Source organism: Herminiimonas sp., assembly GCF_030655415.1.
On the sequence record NZ_JAURVN010000004.1, the window covers coordinates 82,383 to 98,483 of the forward strand.

Sequence of the window (16,101 nt, forward strand, 5' to 3'; positions counted from 1 at the left end):
TTCAAACTATCCATTTTGCAGGCCATTGGTATCTGCATCTTCTGCAGCGGGATTAAGAGGATCAAGCTCTGGCGGCACATCGATGTCGCCAGGTTTTTGTGGACGTGAACCACCGTTTTTGCTGTAAGCGCGCAATTGGAATACATAGGCCAGCACTTCAGCCACGGCGATATACAAGGCTTCTGGAATTTCATCGCCCAGTTCTGCATGACGGAACAAGGCACGTGCCAAAGGTGGCGCTTCCATCATCACGACATTGTTTTCCATTGCCAGCTCACGGATTCTTGCTGCGACTTCATCTGCGCCCTTGGCGACGACGATCGGAGCGCGATTGCCTTTTTCGGAATATTTGAGTGCGACGGCATAGTGCGTCGGGTTAGTCACGACCACGTCTGCAGTCGGCACTTCAGACATCATGCGGCGACGTGCCATTTCACGTTGTTGCTGGCGAATCTTGGCTTTGATTTCAGGATTACCGTCAGACTCTTTCGACTCTTGGCGCACATCCTGACGCGACATCATCAGTTTCTTCGCATGCGCCCACATTTGATAAGGCGCATCGACTGCCGCAATGATAATCAAGCCGCTGACGATGAAGACAAAGCTGACCAGCAGCAAATGACCCAAATGTTCCAGACCAGATTTCAGCGGTTCTACGCTTAATGCCAGTACTGCATCGATCTCATACTTCATGACCATCCACGCGATCCAGCCGACCAATACGGTCTTGCCGATTGCTTTGCCCAACTCGACCGCAGAACGGGTAGAAAACATATTACCGATGCCCTTGATCGGGTTCATGCGGCCAAAATTCGGTTGTAAAGCTTCGGCGCTGAATAACCAACCGCCAATCAGCATCGGCGACGCCAAAGCGACCACGATCAAGATCAAGGCCGCTGGTGCAAATGCGATGAGTAATCTGATAATGCTGGCGGCGGCACTGGCGAGCAATAATTCCATGTCGAAGGCCATCTCGCGGTCGAAGCTCAAACCGGATGCGAGCACGCCGTTGAGCTCATTGACCATATGGCCGCCTGTGAACCAGAAAGCCGCACTCGCGCCCAGCAACAAGGTACATGTTGCGAGCTCGCGCGAACGCGGGACGTCACCCTGCTCCCGCGCCTGTTCCAGCTTGCGCGGTGAGGCGGGTTCCGTCTTTTCGAGATCACTTTCTTCAGCCAAAGCCGACTCCTGAGCCAGTCCGACCGGCGTTCAAGACGACGCCATACGGACCAATGAGTCGATTATTGGCTAGAAAGCTTTTAGTTGATCTAGGGAATAGGCTGGGAAATACCCGCTTTTTAAGTGTTGCCGCGCGGGTATATGTGGAAACAACTTAGATTTTGATGGCTTGCGCCCATGCCAAGGCAGCCAGATGTGCCTCATTGACCTGCCGGGCGTTGAGGAACAAGGAGTCCGCCAATGCGCTGATATCACCATTATCTGGCTCGCAAGCTTCTGCTAATGCCAGGAATGGGCCGTACATGCCTTCACGTGTCAGCAAGGCTTGCGACACCAATTCGGACAACTGGATTTTCTCCAGAACTTCTTCCATCGGAATACCGAGCAGTTTATCGAGCAAAGAAAACATGCCGACCACAAACAGATTTTCAGCTTCTTGCTGAGGCAAAATCCCCTGCCCGGCCAACTCTGCAAAACGGCCACGCACAATCGCGGTTTGCATCAGGACGGCAGAATGACTATTCGTACTGGCGGTTGCCAGCAACAAGGACAACCAGCGATACAAAGGCGAATAACCCAGCATCGTGACCGCATGACGCAAGGATTGGATTTCTGCACCCAAGCCAAAGCCGACGCTGTTGATATAACGGAATAGTTTGTATGACAAGGTTGCGTCGCGTTTGAGGACGTTTTCCAACTCACGCACATCGGCATTTTTACGCACCATCTGCATCAACTGAACAATGATGGTCTGCGCTGAATTCAAACCCTGCTTCTCTATGCTTGGACGCGGAGTCAGATAGAGATTGCCGATAAATGTCTGCAGCCCTGCCTTCACGCATGCATCGTATTCCTGCCAATCAGCGATATGACGTGCGACCTTGACTGGTAACGGTTTGCCATTAACATTATCGGTGCTGGCAAACGCGCCTTCCCCACCCAGCTTGCCTTCGACATGGCTGACGATTGCCAACAGCGGGCTGTCCGGCCCCACTGATTCAGCATTGCACAAGGAAATCCCATAACCTTGCTGGCGCAATTCGATCACTGTTTTTTGGGTATCGGCATCGGCCAGATCGGCTGCCGTCAAACGAAAGACCACGTGTTTTGCCGGCAGTTTTTGCACTACTGGCGAAGTGATCAGCGCCGGGGTCGCTTCCAGAAACAAGACACTATCGTTCAGCAGCCAACCAGAATCATCATTGTTCAGTTGTTCCGCTGCAAAGGTCGCCAGTTCCAGCAAATCTTCGTCGCTAGCCATGCCGTCGCCATGCGCGTGTCCATCCCAACGAAGTTCGTAGCCAACGATTTGCTGTGCCGCACTCAAGAGCGGTTCTCGAACAATGAATTTATTTTCAGACATGGAGGCGATGAGAAAGGAAAAAACTAAAACAAAAAGAGCCGCAGAAAATGCTAACTCTGTGTATTAAAACCCCAGACTATCGAGCAAATCATCTACCTGCGCCTGGCTGGCAACAACATCGTTGCCAGTCGGATTGATTTGCGGTCCGTTCAGCAAACCGGTATCCACTTCGCGCTTGATTTCTGGCGGAGCATAATCAACCAGCAGTTGCAGCAATTGCTGCTCCAGACCGTGCGCCAACTCGGTTACTTTTTTTATGACCTGCCCTGTTAAATCCTGAAAATCCTGCGCCATCATGATATTCATCAGATGCTGCTTGGTTTCCGCGGTTGCGCCTTGGGTCTGATCTAGATAAGCGACGGTACGCGCAGCCATCGCCCGGTATTTTTCTTCTGAAAAAGCACCCTGCAAAGTCTGTTGCCATTCGCTCGCCATGCTGACAGCGTCGGCTTGAATACGATCTTGCAGCGGACCAGCCGCTTCCGTCGCATTCAACACACGTTGCGCCGCTTGCTCCGTCATGCGCGCCACATAATCCAAACGATCACGTGCATCAGGAATATCGTGCGATGCGCTGGCGATCAATTGATCGAAGCCCAGACCACGCAAGCTGTCGTGCAAGGAGCGTGTCATGTGACCGACGCGCGACAATACTTCGTCATGCGAAATATCCACGCCGCCACCGGTCATATCGGAAGGCGCTACATCTGCACGTAAATTCGTGCTCAACTTATGCTCCGGCAGCAGCCAGTTTTTCGAAAATCTTCGCGAGTTTTTCGTCCAGAGTCGCGGCGGTGAACGGCTTCACGACATAACCATTCGCGCCGGCTTGTGCCGCTGCGATGATGTTTTCTTTTTTCGCTTCTGCCGTCACCATCAGCACCGGCAATTTGGACAATGCTGGGTCGGCGCGTATGTGCTGCAACATCGTCAGACCATCCATGTTCGGCATATTCCAATCGGATACGACGAAATCGAAAGTTTCGCTACGCAGCTTGGCCAGCGCCATAGCGCCATCTTCCGCTTCATCAACGTTGGTATAGCCCAATTCTTTCAAAAGATTGCGGACAATACGACGCATCGTTGAGAAATCATCGACGACTAAAAATTTGGTATTTGGACCTGCCATGAATTACTCCATTAATTCTTTGAATCGTTATCGATCTTGAAAGAGAGTGACGAACTTGCAATTCGCCCTCTTTCGAACACTACTATTATGCACTGATGATGCCTCAGAGATGGAAGATTTCCACCACGGCAACAACATACCTTGCTTATACACGCAAGGCGCGGCTGCCATGTGTTGCAAGATAACCTAAAACCATGCCCGGCAATGAATGCAAAGGTCCTACTTCATGCGTCGCACCAACCGCGATCGCCTCGCGCGGCATACCGAACACAACACAAGATGCCTCGTCCTGCGCAAAATTATAAGCACCTGCATTTTTCATTTCCAGCATGCCTAGTGCACCATCTTTACCCATGCCAGTAAGAATCACACCTACAGCATTTTTACCCGCATGCACCGCAGCCGAGTGAAACAGCACATCAACCGACGGACGATGACGATTGACTGGCGGTCCCTGATCGATTTGTGTCGTGTAGTTGGCACCACTACGCACCAATTGCAAATGCGAATGACCAGGCGCGAGATAGGCGTGACCAGGCAAAATACGTTCGCCACCTTCGGATTCTTTAACGCTGATCTTGCACAAACTATCGAGGCGCTGTGCGAACGACTTGGTAAAACCTGGCGGCATGTGTTGCGTGATCAAAATACCCGGACAATCGGAAGGCATCTGCATCAGGAAATCCTTGATTGCTTCAGTACCGCCGGTAGATGCGCCAATGATGATCAACTTTTCACTACTGGTCAGTGGATTGCGTATCAACGGCAACGCACGCTCGCCAACATTAGCCGAATCTGCTGATTGAATTTGACGCGGTTTGATACGCGCCTTCGATGCAGCACGGATTTTATCCGCGATCATTTCCGTGTATTCCAGCATGCCGCTTTGAATAGACATCTTAGGCTTGGTCACGAAATCGACTGCGCCCAATTCCAGCGCGCGTAAAGTAATTTCCGAGCCACGCTCAGTCAGGGACGACACCATCACGACAGGCATAGGACGCAAACGCATTAACTTCTCAAGAAAATCGAGACCGTCCATACGCGGCATCTCGACATCCAACGTCAGTACATCAGGATTGGTTTGCTTGATCAAATCACGAGCCACGATCGGGTCGGGCGCTACGCCGACAACTTCCATATCGGGCTGGCTATTGATGATCTCTTTCATCACGCTGCGGATCAACGCGGAGTCGTCCACAATCAATACTTTTATTTTCATACCGTCACCTTGGTAAAGCTATTTTTATTGAAGTCTATGTAATCAGGTAAACAACTCGATATCGCCTGCGACTTTGTTATTCTGCAGACGGTTGGCGTAATCCTGTTCGCGATTGACCAGAGTATTGTTATTCAATTGTTTGAGTTTCTTGACCAGCACTTTGCCGGTACGCGGAAAGTAATAAACCTTGCGAGGATGAATATCGTTCAAATCCTCAGCGACTACGCGAATGTTTTCAACCTTCAAAAAATCACGGACGAACTGGGCATTACGTTCGCCCACATTCAGGGATGAAAATCCACGCAGTACAGCACCGCCGCCGAATACCTTGGCTTCAAGATTTTCACGCTTGGCACCCGCCTTCAGCAAATCATTGATCAAGACTTCCATCGCGTAAGTGCCATAGCGCGCAGATGCAGAAATCGGGCTATCCGCATCGCCACCGCCATCCGGCAACATGAAGTGATTCATGCCGCCGACACCGGTTACGCGATCGCGTATGCAAGCTGATACACATGAGCCGAGCACCGTGACGATCAACATATCCTTGCCGGTGTAGTAATACTCGCCCGGTAAAATTTTTGCCGCATCGCGATCGAAGGTTCGGTCGTAATAGACATTAGTGGCGAAATGTTCTTTGGCTAATTCGTTCATAAGTTCTATCTCATGCCCGACGCATTTGTGCGCGCGCTTTTTTCTCTGGATCCAGTTCGTAGACTGTTTTGCCACGCAACTTGAACGCATCGCACACGTACAGGAAATTCTCGGAGTGGCCGGCAAATAACAAGCCGTCGGGTTTCATCAATGGGGCGAAACGATCCAGAATTTTTCCTTGTGTAGGCTTATCAAAGTAGATCATCACGTTACGACAAAATATCACGTCGAATTGTGTGTTGATGCCCCAATTGTCGGCTAGCAGATTCACTTGTTTGAAGGTGATCATTTGGCGCAGTTCTGGGCGCACGCGCACCAAACCTTCGCGCTCACCTTTGCCACGCAAGAAAAATTTCTTGGCACGTTCCGGCGACATTTTGTCGAGTCGGTCTATCGAATAAACGCCGTTAGCGCCGGTGTTCAATACATTGGTATCAATATCGGTCGCAATAATGCGTACCGGCGGCGTCAAGGTATTGAACGCCTCGCAAGCGGTCATCGCAATTGAATACGGCTCTTCGCCGGTAGACGCAGCAGAGCACCAGATTTCGATCGGCTCTTTAATTTTTTTCAGATGCTCGGCAAGAATCGGGAAGTGATGCGCCTCACGGAAAAATGACGTGAGATTCGTCGTCAAGGCATTGGTGAATGCCTCCCACTCTTCCGCATCGCCACCTTGTTCCAGCTTATCCAGATACGTGACGAATGATCCTATGCCGGTCGCACGCAAACGACGCGCCAGACGGCTATAGACCATTTCCTGCTTGCTCTCGGCCAGGGCGATGCCTGCCTTTTTATAAATCAGCGAACGCACCCGATCAAAGTCGCGTGCCGTGAACTCGAACTCTTTGGAGCCTTCTGATCTTGCTTGAGAATTCGGTTTCATACTGCTGATTTCCTTTTCACCTTATGCGTATCGATCATACTGAATACGCCGTCTCCAAAAACTTCATCCGCTGTTTTGCACAGTCGCTTTTGAATATTCTTAATTTAAATCTTGCTGCTGCCTATGCTCAGGCCGCAATTTTTTCGATCAAACCCATCTCTTCGCTAGACATCAATTTATCGATGTCGACCAAAATCAGCATACGCTCATCCAGCGTTCCTAAGCCAATCAAATAATCGGTATTGAAAGCGGTGCCCATTTCCGGTGCCGGCTTGATTTGTTCCGGCGACAAAGTAATTACATCGGACACACTATCGACCACCATGCCAACCACGCGTCCGCTGATATTCAAAATAATGACGACTGTAAATTGATCGTAGGTTGGTTCACCCAGATTGAACTTGATGCGCATGTCAACGATAGGCACGATGATGCCGCGCAGGTTCACGACGCCTTTGACGAATTCAGGCGCGTTTGCAATCCGCGTCACGGCTTCATAACCGCGGATTTCCTGCACTTTCAAAATGTCGATGCCGTATTCTTCTTTGCCCAAGGTAAAGGCAAGAAATTCATTGCCGGTTTCAGCGCCTGTCGTATTGTCTTTTACATTGTGAATCATGGGGATTCTCCTCTTCAGGAATAAATGGATTCATCGTTCAACTGACGGCTTGAACGGAGTAATGCTGCTACATCGATGATCAGCGATACACCGCCATCACCCAGAATTGTGGCGCCAGATATGCCTGCCACCTTGCGATAATTCGATTCGAGATTTTTCACCACGACTTGCTGTTGTCCGACCAGATCGTCGATAAACAAAGCTGCCTTGCGTCCTTCCGATTCCAGAATAACGACGATGCCTTCCGACGGGTTGGTAAAACGTGGTTCTATGCCAAACATTTTATATAACGGTATCAGCGGCAAATAGTCGCCGCGTACCTTGACCACTGTACCCTGCCCGCTAATTTCCTTCACGTCGATTGGTTCAGGCTGCAGGGATTCCACGACATAGCCCAAGGGCAGAATGTAAATCTCTTCACCGACCTTGATCGACATGCCATCGAGAATCGCCAACGTCAAAGGCAATGAAATCGAAATCGTCGTACCGAAACCTTTACTGGATCGAATGTCGACCACACCGCCCATCGCAGTGATATTACGCTTGACGACGTCCATACCGACGCCACGACCGGACACATCTGTTACCGCTTCTGCAGTCGAAAAGCCCGGCGCAAAAATCAGCTGCCAGACTTCTTCATCCGGCATGTCATCAGATACATCCATGCCTTGCTGCTTGGCCTTGGAGAGAATTCTGTCACGGTTTAATCCACCGCCGTCATCGCTCACTTCAATGATGATATTGCCACCTTGATGGCCGGCAGAAAGTGAAAGCTGGCCAGCTGGCGCTTTGCCCGCAGCCGCGCGTACTTCCGGCATTTCAATCCCGTGATCAATACTGTTACGTACCAAATGGGTCAAAGGATCGACGATACGCTCGATCAAACCCTTGTCGAGTTCAGTCGCTGCACCATGCGTTACAAAGTCAACCTTCTTGCCGAGCTTGGCCGCGAGATCGCGCACCATGCGAGGGAAACGTGAAAACACATAATCCATAGGCATCATACGGATGGACATCACAGCTTCCTGCAAATCGCGCGTATTGCGTGTCAGTTGCGTCACGCTATTTAGCAGACGCTCATGCAGCATAGGATCGAGGGAGTCGGTACGCTGCTCAATCATTGCCTGCGTGATTACCAGTTCGCCGACCAGATTAATCAGTTGATCAACTTTTTCTATACTGACGCGTATCGACGATGATTCAGCACTGTTTACAACTTTATCTGCTTCGCGTTTAACGACTGTTTTTTTATCAGCTACAACTGCAGCGTGATGGTGATCATCGGATTCGTCATCTTCAGAATCTGTGGTCTTGGCTGCGGCAGGTGCAGGAATATCTAAAGGCACGAATGGCGCAAAGAAGCCGTAGCCCTGCTCGTTTTCTTGATCTTTGGTCGCAATTTCCGAGTGCAGCGGTTCAAAGAAACCAAAACCCTGCTCCGCTTCAGCTTGACTGCGCTCATCGATAGACAGCTTGGTACCGGCGGATTTCGGCACAGACTCTTCAATAATTTTGAGGTCTTGCGGATCAAGAATAAACGAGCAGATCGCAATAATATCGTCGGGGCCTTCGTGCGTACTCAGAATAAAAAATGCACGTTGATCCGGCAATAGGCCTTGACTGATATCACCCAGCAAACCCAGCTCTGCAGCAAGCGCTTCAACATCGCGCGGCGGCACTTGCGGCAACTCAATACGGAACCGACGATCTGTGCGCGATGCCGAATTGGCAGTTGATCCTGCGGGTGCAACCGGTGCTTTTACCGGCGCAACAACTTCATCCTGCGACAAGGCCTCCAAGCGCATGCGAACTTCAGCAACCGCATCGAGGTCGACTGGCGTGTGCAAGCGATGTCCATCCAGCTGCATTTTCAAAATATCTTTTGCCGACAAAAATGCATCGACGTGTTCTGCCATCAATGCCATTTCACCTTTGCGAATTCTATCGAGCAAAGTCTCCAGCACATGCGTTACTTCTGTCAGATCGGTAATGCCAAACGTGGCAGCTCCACCCTTGATAGAGTGCGCAGCACGGAAAATTGCGTTCAGGTCCTCCGCATCCGGAGCAGATACATCAACCGCCAACAGCAATTTTTCCATCTCAGCCAGCAGTTCTTCGGTCTCGTCGAAAAACACCTGGAAGAACTGACTCATATCGATGGTCATTATTCCACTCCGTTATCTGTGCTCGTGATGATGCTGACGCGCATCGCGTGTCAGCCTATGACTTTTTTCACGACCTCGGTCAAGCGTTGCGGATCAAACGGTTTGACCAACCAGCCATTTGCACCTGCGGCCCGTCCCTTGGCTTTCATTTCATCGCTGGACTCTGTCGTCAACATCAGAATCGGTATCTTCTGATATGTAGGCAAGGCGCGCAGTGCACGGATCAGTGAAAAACCGTCCATGCGCGGCATGTTTTGATCGGTCAAAACCAGATCAAAAATTTGTGCTTGCGCCTTATCGAGTCCATCCTGCCCATCCACTGCTTCGGTGACCTGATAGCCCGCAGCGCGTAGGCTGAAAACTACCATCTGCCGCAATGAACCAGAATCGTCGACCGCCAATATTGTCTTTGCCATTTTCACTCCTGCTAATACACGTTTCAGGTTTTTAAACCCGCTAGTCCAAATTTATCTACGAATCAAAACAGCTCAATGTCGCCGCTTTCCATATGCGTCTGGCATACAGCCTTCCATAATTCTTTTTCCAAATCGACACTTTCGGTCTTCAAGGTCTCGTTGATATGCCTCAGCATGCCATGCAACTGCTCATTCGTGGCATCTGCCGGAATCGCAATACTGCTGGCGCCAGCCACTTCAAGCACATCGCGGAACCCCACTACTCGGCGCAATGTGCGGCCGATTAATTGATTGGTCATGTCTTGAAACTGCAAACCGGTTACCGCAGCATTAACGTGCTGATCGATTTGCATGGATTTGGCTTTGAGCGCTTGCGTGGCTTCCAGCGAAACTGTTGCAGTTGTCGATAATGCATCGACCATCTGCTGCTGCTCGGTAACGGCGGCATGAATTGCCATAAAACTGGCACTCAGCTTTTCTATCGCTTCGGCTAGCAAAACATTGGTCTGCACCAGATCTGTTTCGACTTCGGTCAAATGTTGACTGCCGTGATCCGACAGACCCGACAACAGATCAGTTACTTGCGACGCTAACGAATTATTTATTGTCATGGGAACTACCCAGTCATTATTTCGTTTATTTGCCGTTGTTTTTTATCTGCCTGCGGCAGCTGCCGCAGCAGCCGCTGCTGTGGCGGTCGCATTTGCACTTGGCATCGGTTTAGGTGCCGGTGCAGCTGAAACAGGAGTCGAAATCGGAGTTGGCTTTACTGTTGGCGCCGGCACTGACGCAGGGACAGCCGTTTGCGCAGGCTGGAGCACACCAGATAAATTGACCCCTTGCTCGACTGTTTCTTTCGCTGTTTCTTCATCCGTCACATCCACCGTACGATTTTCTTTCGTGATGGAATCTTCAGTTTTCTTGTTCATCACGATAATACTAATGCGGCGATTGACTGGATTCAACGGATCAGCAGGATCAAACAGCACGGCAGACGAGAGCCCAACCACGCGCAGCATTTTGGAGTCGGCCATACCACCCGCAATCAATTCACGACGTGACGCATTTGCTCGGTCGGAAGACAGCTCCCAGTTGCTATAACTTTTTTCGCCGCTGGAATAAGGAGTTGCATCGGTATGCCCGGACAAGCTGATCCGATTCGGAATATCGTTGAGCGTTTTGGCAATCTCGTGCAGAATAATTTTGGTGTAGGGCTGCAGTTCTGCTTTTGACAAAGCGAACATAGGACGATTTTTTTCATCGACGATCTGAATGCGTAAACCTTCAGATGTGATATCGAGCAAAAGCTGGTTTTTATACTGTTTCAAGCTTGGGTTGGCATCGATCGCCTCTTCAATCCGCGCTTTAAGCGATTTGAGGCGTTCCATTTCCTGCCGCTCAAGTTCAGCGACCGCAGCCTTTAAAGAAGTTTTCTTGGTTTGTGGGTCATCGCCCTTTTTTTGCTGACCATCAATGCGGGTCATATCCTTGCCGCCGCCCTTGATGACACTGCTGGCATCGCCACTACCTGAACCACCAGCCATTGCCACTTTCAATGGAGTAGCAAAATAATCCGCGATCCCTTGCAAATTACCCTTGGCGGTCGAACCAAGCAGCCACATCAACAAGAAGAACGCCATCATCGCGGTCACGAAATCGGCGTAGGCAATTTTCCAGGCGCCGCCATGATGGCCGCCCCCGGATTTCTTGATACGTTTTACGATAATGGGACGGAGTCCTTCGTCAGCCATGTGAGTCTCCGCTTCTTCTATATTCTTTAATTCTTATACTTTAAGAATCTGATTATTTCGATTTCGATTGTTTGATGTGCTCTTCCAATTCATTGAAAGTAGGACGCTCTGTTGAAAACAATACCTTACGACCAAACTCGACGGCAAGCGCCGGTGCATAACCATTCAAACTTGCCAGCAAAGTGACTTTGATACATTGAAATACTTTTGACGACTCGTGCAGTTTTTGTTCAAGCACGCTGGAGATTGGCGACACGAAACCGTAAGCCAGCAAAATACCCAAGAAGGTACCGACCAGCGCATTCGCAATCAAAATCCCCAACTCTGCCGGCGGCAAACCGACCGATGCCATCGTGTGCACCACGCCCATCACCGCGGCCACAATACCGAACGCCGGAAAACCGTCACCCAGTTTTGCAATACAGTGCACAGGAATTTCACCTTCAGCATGGTGAGTATCGATTTCGTTGTCCATCAAATTTTCGATCTGGAATGCGTCCATGTTCCCGGACACCATCAAGCGCAGATAGTCAGTGATGAATTCAATAATATGGTGATCCGCCAGAACGGTCGGATACTTGGTAAAGATAGCGCTTTCTTCGGGTGAGTCGATATCACCTTCAATCGACATCAAACCTTCTTTACGCACTTTGGTGAGGATCTCAAACAACAGTGTCATCAATTCCATATACAAAGCTTTTGTATATTTGGAACCTTTGAGAACGCTAGGCAACGCTTTCAGCGTGGCCTTGATCGCTTTGCCGTTATTACCGACGAAAAATGCGCCGGTCGCAGCGCCACCGATCATTAATAATTCGACTGGTTGAAACAGCGAGTGTAAATGCCCGCCTGCCAATGCAAACCCGCCAAAAACCGATGCGAGGACAACTACATATCCGATGATAACTAACAAGCGCGTGCTCCGATTTTTTTGGATTTAGGATGCCATTATTGCCTCAACAATTGCCAATACGCAACCGCGATGATCGGCACTGTGTTCGAGCAGCACACTTAACTCGATTTTTTGGGCATGGCTATATGTCTTTCAACGGCTTTAAATGCAAGAACTTGAGTCACATGCTCACATAAGAATGCCTAACAATCCTACATCTGCCAACCATAAATTTTCGGGCTATTTGCCGCAGGCGTAACCGTAAACGTTGGTTCCACCTGAGGAATCGGGAACTCGTAACTCAACAACATCGTACCCTGCCGCATTTCAGTGCGCGCTTTCTTCCACAAGGCAGGCATTGCTACTGGGGATAAATAGGCAAACACGACGTCATACTCGGCAAAATTCAAGCGTCCATAATCGCCACGCGTAAACTGCGCAGCACTTCGCGTGAAACGAGCGCGCAACATACTCACCAGCCACGGTAGTGGTGCAATTTCTATACCAAGAAAATGACTATCCGGACGGCGCTTGGCCAAATTCAAAACCAAACCACCCAAACCACTACCAATATCAATTAGGTGAACACTTCTATCTTTCGGCAATAGTTCGGCCACAGCATTCCAGGTCGCTAAATTCGACGGATAAAAAGGAACCTGCGTACGGAAAGTGCTCCAGTATAAAAAGAGCAAGACAAGAAAAGCGAACAGGAAAAGAGATGGCGGCAGTTGCAAAAACAGGCCAAAAAGCAAAACGAAGGGAAAGAAAAACTGAATCGCAATCCACCAGGCAGCCATCCCACGCCAGTACGAAAAACCAGCCGAGATAAGCCCCTGAAGAAAAGCAATAAGAAGGATATGCATCGTTATGCCGAGAATCGAACCCAGACTGCGGGCGATCAGCAAAACGATTAAGAAAGAAAGGATTTGAAAAAAAAGAGCCTGCACTGCAGGCACATTCAGGAGGTATCTAGATTCGGGCGACGCCGGTTTTGCGCCGGAGCGCCGCACAATCTTCACTCAGACACTCTTTCCAGAAATTAAACCATTCGGTCACGCCACCAGCAAAGCTGCATCCATTTTCGCTCGTTTGGTTTTACCGGCTCTGGACGGCATATGGCACAAACCGCAGGTGTAGTTCGCATTCAAATCCAAACGGTGCACTACAAAATGACCGCTGCATTCGCTGCAGCATGCCGTCGCCAGCATTTTACTATCGAAAAATCGAACCAGGGTCCAAGCGCGTGTCAAAGACAAGACAGGTTCGCCGTCCTCGCCCATATCAACCTGCTCCAAATACAATTTATAGGCTTTGGTTACTGCGTGGATGCCGGAAATCTGCGCATGCTCAATAAGGTATTTGTAAATGCCGATAAAAAGCGAAGAGTGAATATTTGGTTGCCATGTAATAAACCAATCGGTCGAAAACGGCAACATGCCTTTGGGAGGCGAAACACCGCGCAGCTCTTTATAAAGCTTCAACAAGCGTTCGCGTGACAAAGAAGTTTCTGACTCCAGCAGCTGCAAGCGCGCACCCAGATTAATCAGTTCTATGGCGAGTTGAATCTCTTGGGATTCTGTCACTACACTTTTCTTGGCCATGTTCGCGCTCTTCGGAAGAGTTACAGCAATTTGATCGGGATTGACTACTTAGCTGCTATTTGACGTTAAGCTATTTGCTCAACAGCTTGGCCTGCCATCAAGATTGCTGCGTGCGAATGTGCCAGCGAACGGTCTTTATTGTAATTGGTCAGCATTCCAAGGATGGCGCCATCGTCGAATCGAAATCGGGCCAACATCATGTTCGCTCCTGCCAATTTGAGAATTTGAGCATTGTTCATGCCTTCGATCAAATCAGCGATTTCATTGCTGATACCCAAGCGGAAGATTGCAGTTGCCTTGTCGGCACGGATCATTTGTTGCGCCAGCATCAGGTAACCCAGATTAGCGTCGCGAATTTCTGCAATGATGTCGTTGTTTGTCATGTGAATCCCCTTACCTGTGAATGTCTGTGGCCACATTTGTGAGCCAGTGAATGCATTCTGATTCGGGAAACAATTGCCTGAAATAGGCACTACTCGGTATTTTTATACAGAGAAGACGACAATATGCCGGTAGGCGTTTGTCTTACAAACGTCGACCAGCATACGATGCGCTCAACATGAAATTGAGCGGAGAGTGGCTTGTGTATTACTTCTGAGCATTTATTGCAATCTCAAAAGTTTTTCCAAAAACAGCTTGGAACAATAATTTTTAACTATTTTTAATAAGGAAAATTCTTAAAAATATTTAATAAAACCGGCGAAAAAATCATCTTTTCTCAGCCTCTTGTATCTTTAACGGCACGTATTTGCAAAACTTTAGGGTTCAAACAAAATAAATTTAAAATATTTTTATGCCGTTATCTAAGATTGATAACGGCGGCCAATTCCAGAACTTTAGGGTTGGCGCAAAATAAATTCTCTTTTTTGCATATTTCTTTGTTTTCGCCATTACCGCGTTCGCTTCTCCCCAGCAAACGCATCATGTCTGCCGAATGTGTCTATGTTATGTGCCGCTTGTATCGAAGTAGATACATTGATATTTACGGTTGAGTAGACACTCGTATTCAATGAAAAATTCAATATAATTGCAAAAGAATCAACAAAATTAAGTCAAACCACGCTGTCATTAATGCCGCATGTAGGTCGAACCACACTGCAATACAAGATCAAATAAGCTGATGTCTAACTTGCGGAAAAAATCTGCTATTGTGAGATCGGATATCCCATCCTCAACCTAAAGGAGACTCTTATGGATTTGGTAGAAAAATTCGACGCCAAAGGAAAAACAGGGGCTGGTTACCATGTGGAGGTTTTTCAAACCCCGGTAGAAACAGCAGATGAAGGACTGCCAGGCAGCAAAACCTATAAGCTTGCAGATGGGCGCGCACTGGATCCGCTCTCCGATGCAAAATTTAAAATCGTTCAAACAGGTGAAAAAATCTATCGCGTGTAGCTCAAAAGCTTCGTAACCTCACCCAAAAAATTTGAACGCTGCCGTAGATACAAATAAAAAAAGCCCGCAATCACTTGTGGGCTTTTTTGTGGCGAGAATATTCTCTAGCGGGTTCAGCTCATTTCAGAAGTGCTGTTGGACGACTTGGCTAAAGGCCGCTTCCGCCGACATGCCATTTTTCATCAGGTTACTGACTTCTTGTGAATAGGCACGAATGCCTTCTGGCAGTTTTTGAACATTGTTTTTGAAGTATTCGTATTTCTGAACATCGATCAAATCACCGACCTTTGCAGCAGCAGGACTACTACGCGTACTCACGCGTGCCGTACGTGTGCTGGCGGTCTTTTTGATAGCGACAGCCGCTTCCCTGGTCTTGATCTGCTCCAGCGTGAATACGGGCGTGGCATTGCTACCTGCAAATTCATCTTCTTGCGGTTGCGTCAAATGATGGTTGCCGTTGAAGGCCATTTTTTTATCAAAGGTGTTGATGACCTGGTAGTTTGGTTTCTCACCACTGATCAAACTGAATTGCACGCGTTCGCCATATGACATCATTTGCGCAACCACACCGTTCAAATATTCATCGGCCAGCGTATCCATACTGCCGTTCCAGCGCTTACTTCTTTTCGTGTTCAAAATGCGTTGTTCCAGTAAAAGTGACTTGATCCAATTCGACCAAAGAAAAAAGCCCTTGATTTTCATCAAGGGCTTCTAATCTTTTGGAGGAGGCGGTGGGAGTCGAACCCACGATACAGGTTTAAGCCCGTATGCTTCCTTAGCAGGGAAGTGCCTTCGACCACTCGGCCACGCCTCCACATTACTTCAG

The 16,101-nt window shown here is 49.0% G+C and carries 18 protein-coding genes and 1 tRNA gene; 1 reads left to right on the forward strand and 18 read right to left on the reverse strand.

Going from position 1 to position 16,101, the window contains the following annotated elements; all coding sequences use genetic code 11:
* Window positions 1-6: 6 nt before the first annotated feature.
* The 16 genes from flhB to flhD form a co-directional block, all read right to left on the reverse strand.
* A complete protein-coding gene (gene flhB / locus Q7T66_RS03035) occupies window positions 7-1,182 on the reverse strand; it encodes a flagellar biosynthesis protein FlhB (RefSeq protein WP_304931818.1) in 1,176 nt (391 codons plus the stop codon).
* Between the two features lie 154 nt (window positions 1,183-1,336).
* On the reverse strand, window positions 1,337-2,545 hold the full coding sequence (locus Q7T66_RS03040; RefSeq protein WP_304931819.1) for an EAL and HDOD domain-containing protein: 1,209 nt from the start codon (window positions 2,543-2,545) through the stop codon (window positions 1,337-1,339).
* Window positions 2,546-2,608: 63 nt separating this feature from the next.
* Window positions 2,609-3,235 carry a protein phosphatase CheZ gene (gene cheZ / locus Q7T66_RS03045; RefSeq protein WP_304932316.1) on the reverse strand — a complete coding sequence of 209 codons (627 nt, stop codon included), beginning with the start codon at window positions 3,233-3,235 and terminating at the stop codon, window positions 2,609-2,611.
* Between the two features lie 40 nt (window positions 3,236-3,275).
* On the reverse strand, window positions 3,276-3,674 hold the full coding sequence (gene cheY, locus Q7T66_RS03050) for a chemotaxis response regulator CheY (protein ID WP_304931820.1): 399 nt from the start codon (window positions 3,672-3,674) through the stop codon (window positions 3,276-3,278).
* 145 nt (window positions 3,675-3,819) lie between these two features.
* Window positions 3,820-4,896, reverse strand: coding sequence for a chemotaxis response regulator protein-glutamate methylesterase (locus Q7T66_RS03055; RefSeq protein ID WP_304931821.1), 1,077 nt, complete (start codon window positions 4,894-4,896; stop codon window positions 3,820-3,822).
* Window positions 4,897-4,938: 42 nt separating this feature from the next.
* Entirely contained in the window at window positions 4,939-5,550 is a 612-nt protein-coding gene (gene cheD, locus Q7T66_RS03060) for a chemoreceptor glutamine deamidase CheD (RefSeq protein ID WP_304931822.1), read from the reverse strand.
* A gap of 10 nt (window positions 5,551-5,560) precedes the next feature.
* Window positions 5,561-6,436 (reverse strand): CheR family methyltransferase, encoded by an 876-nt coding sequence (locus tag Q7T66_RS03065; RefSeq protein WP_304931823.1) that lies wholly within the window; start codon window positions 6,434-6,436, stop codon window positions 5,561-5,563.
* Between the two features lie 127 nt (window positions 6,437-6,563).
* Window positions 6,564-7,055 carry a chemotaxis protein CheW gene (locus tag Q7T66_RS03070; protein WP_304931824.1) on the reverse strand — a complete coding sequence of 164 codons (492 nt, stop codon included), beginning with the start codon at window positions 7,053-7,055 and terminating at the stop codon, window positions 6,564-6,566.
* A 14-nt stretch (window positions 7,056-7,069) separates the two neighbouring features.
* Window positions 7,070-9,220, reverse strand: a complete 2,151-nt coding sequence (gene cheA, locus Q7T66_RS03075; RefSeq protein ID WP_304931825.1) for a chemotaxis protein CheA — start codon at window positions 9,218-9,220, stop codon at window positions 7,070-7,072.
* Between the two features lie 50 nt (window positions 9,221-9,270).
* Window positions 9,271-9,636, reverse strand: a complete 366-nt coding sequence (locus tag Q7T66_RS03080) for a response regulator (protein ID WP_304931826.1) — start codon at window positions 9,634-9,636, stop codon at window positions 9,271-9,273.
* A 62-nt stretch (window positions 9,637-9,698) separates the two neighbouring features.
* Window positions 9,699-10,247, reverse strand: coding sequence for a chemotaxis protein (locus Q7T66_RS03085; RefSeq protein ID WP_304931827.1), 549 nt, complete (start codon window positions 10,245-10,247; stop codon window positions 9,699-9,701).
* A gap of 42 nt (window positions 10,248-10,289) precedes the next feature.
* Window positions 10,290-11,387, reverse strand: coding sequence for a flagellar motor protein MotB (gene motB, locus Q7T66_RS03090; RefSeq protein ID WP_304931828.1), 1,098 nt, complete (start codon window positions 11,385-11,387; stop codon window positions 10,290-10,292).
* A gap of 52 nt (window positions 11,388-11,439) precedes the next feature.
* A complete protein-coding gene (gene motA / locus Q7T66_RS03095; RefSeq protein WP_304931829.1) occupies window positions 11,440-12,300 on the reverse strand; it encodes a flagellar motor stator protein MotA in 861 nt (286 codons plus the stop codon).
* Between the two features lie 191 nt (window positions 12,301-12,491).
* On the reverse strand, window positions 12,492-13,298 hold the full coding sequence (locus Q7T66_RS03100) for a class I SAM-dependent methyltransferase (RefSeq protein WP_304931830.1): 807 nt from the start codon (window positions 13,296-13,298) through the stop codon (window positions 12,492-12,494).
* Window positions 13,299-13,331: 33 nt separating this feature from the next.
* Window positions 13,332-13,880 (reverse strand): flagellar transcriptional regulator FlhC, encoded by a 549-nt coding sequence (gene flhC / locus Q7T66_RS03105; RefSeq protein ID WP_304931831.1) that lies wholly within the window; start codon window positions 13,878-13,880, stop codon window positions 13,332-13,334.
* A 65-nt stretch (window positions 13,881-13,945) separates the two neighbouring features.
* Window positions 13,946-14,263 carry a flagellar transcriptional regulator FlhD gene (gene flhD / locus Q7T66_RS03110; RefSeq protein ID WP_112992201.1) on the reverse strand — a complete coding sequence of 106 codons (318 nt, stop codon included), beginning with the start codon at window positions 14,261-14,263 and terminating at the stop codon, window positions 13,946-13,948.
* A gap of 808 nt (window positions 14,264-15,071) precedes the next feature.
* Between flhD and Q7T66_RS03115 the strand changes: the two genes are divergently transcribed.
* On the forward strand, window positions 15,072-15,275 hold the full coding sequence (locus Q7T66_RS03115; RefSeq protein WP_304931832.1) for a hypothetical protein: 204 nt from the start codon (window positions 15,072-15,074) through the stop codon (window positions 15,273-15,275).
* A 123-nt stretch (window positions 15,276-15,398) separates the two neighbouring features.
* Here Q7T66_RS03115 and Q7T66_RS03120 read toward each other — a convergent pair whose 3' ends face one another.
* A complete protein-coding gene (locus tag Q7T66_RS03120) occupies window positions 15,399-15,875 on the reverse strand; it encodes a hypothetical protein (protein ID WP_304931833.1) in 477 nt (158 codons plus the stop codon).
* Between the two features lie 120 nt (window positions 15,876-15,995).
* Window positions 15,996-16,089, reverse strand: a tRNA-Ser gene (locus tag Q7T66_RS03125).
* Window positions 16,090-16,101 lie beyond the last annotated feature (12 nt).

Excerpts from the sequence above, each read along its gene's own strand:
- Q7T66_RS03120 (WP_304931833.1), bottom strand. The coding sequence starts at position 15,875 with ATGGATACGCTGGCCGATGAATATTTGAACGGTGTGGTTGCGCAAATG.
- cheY (WP_304931820.1), bottom strand. The coding sequence starts at position 3,674 with ATGGCAGGTCCAAATACCAAATTTTTAGTCGTCGATGATTTCTCAACG.
- Q7T66_RS03070 (WP_304931824.1), bottom strand. The coding sequence starts at position 7,055 with ATGATTCACAATGTAAAAGACAATACGACAGGCGCTGAAACCGGCAAT.
- flhC (WP_304931831.1), bottom strand. The coding sequence starts at position 13,880 with ATGGCCAAGAAAAGTGTAGTGACAGAATCCCAAGAGATTCAACTCGCC.
- Q7T66_RS03055 (WP_304931821.1), bottom strand. The coding sequence starts at position 4,896 with ATGAAAATAAAAGTATTGATTGTGGACGACTCCGCGTTGATCCGCAGC.
- cheZ (WP_304932316.1), bottom strand. The coding sequence starts at position 3,235 with ATGACCGGTGGCGGCGTGGATATTTCGCATGACGAAGTATTGTCGCGC.
- Q7T66_RS03115 (WP_304931832.1), top strand. The coding sequence starts at position 15,072 with ATGGATTTGGTAGAAAAATTCGACGCCAAAGGAAAAACAGGGGCTGGT.
- Q7T66_RS03065 (WP_304931823.1), bottom strand. The coding sequence starts at position 6,436 with ATGAAACCGAATTCTCAAGCAAGATCAGAAGGCTCCAAAGAGTTCGAG.
- flhD (WP_112992201.1), bottom strand. The coding sequence starts at position 14,263 with ATGACAAACAACGACATCATTGCAGAAATTCGCGACGCTAATCTGGGT.
- Q7T66_RS03080 (WP_304931826.1), bottom strand. The coding sequence starts at position 9,636 with ATGGCAAAGACAATATTGGCGGTCGACGATTCTGGTTCATTGCGGCAG.
- Q7T66_RS03040 (WP_304931819.1), bottom strand. The coding sequence starts at position 2,545 with ATGTCTGAAAATAAATTCATTGTTCGAGAACCGCTCTTGAGTGCGGCA.
- Q7T66_RS03085 (WP_304931827.1), bottom strand. The coding sequence starts at position 10,247 with ATGACAATAAATAATTCGTTAGCGTCGCAAGTAACTGATCTGTTGTCG.
- motB (WP_304931828.1), bottom strand. The coding sequence starts at position 11,387 with ATGGCTGACGAAGGACTCCGTCCCATTATCGTAAAACGTATCAAGAAA.
- cheD (WP_304931822.1), bottom strand. The coding sequence starts at position 5,550 with ATGAACGAATTAGCCAAAGAACATTTCGCCACTAATGTCTATTACGAC.
- cheA (WP_304931825.1), bottom strand. The coding sequence starts at position 9,220 with ATGACCATCGATATGAGTCAGTTCTTCCAGGTGTTTTTCGACGAGACC.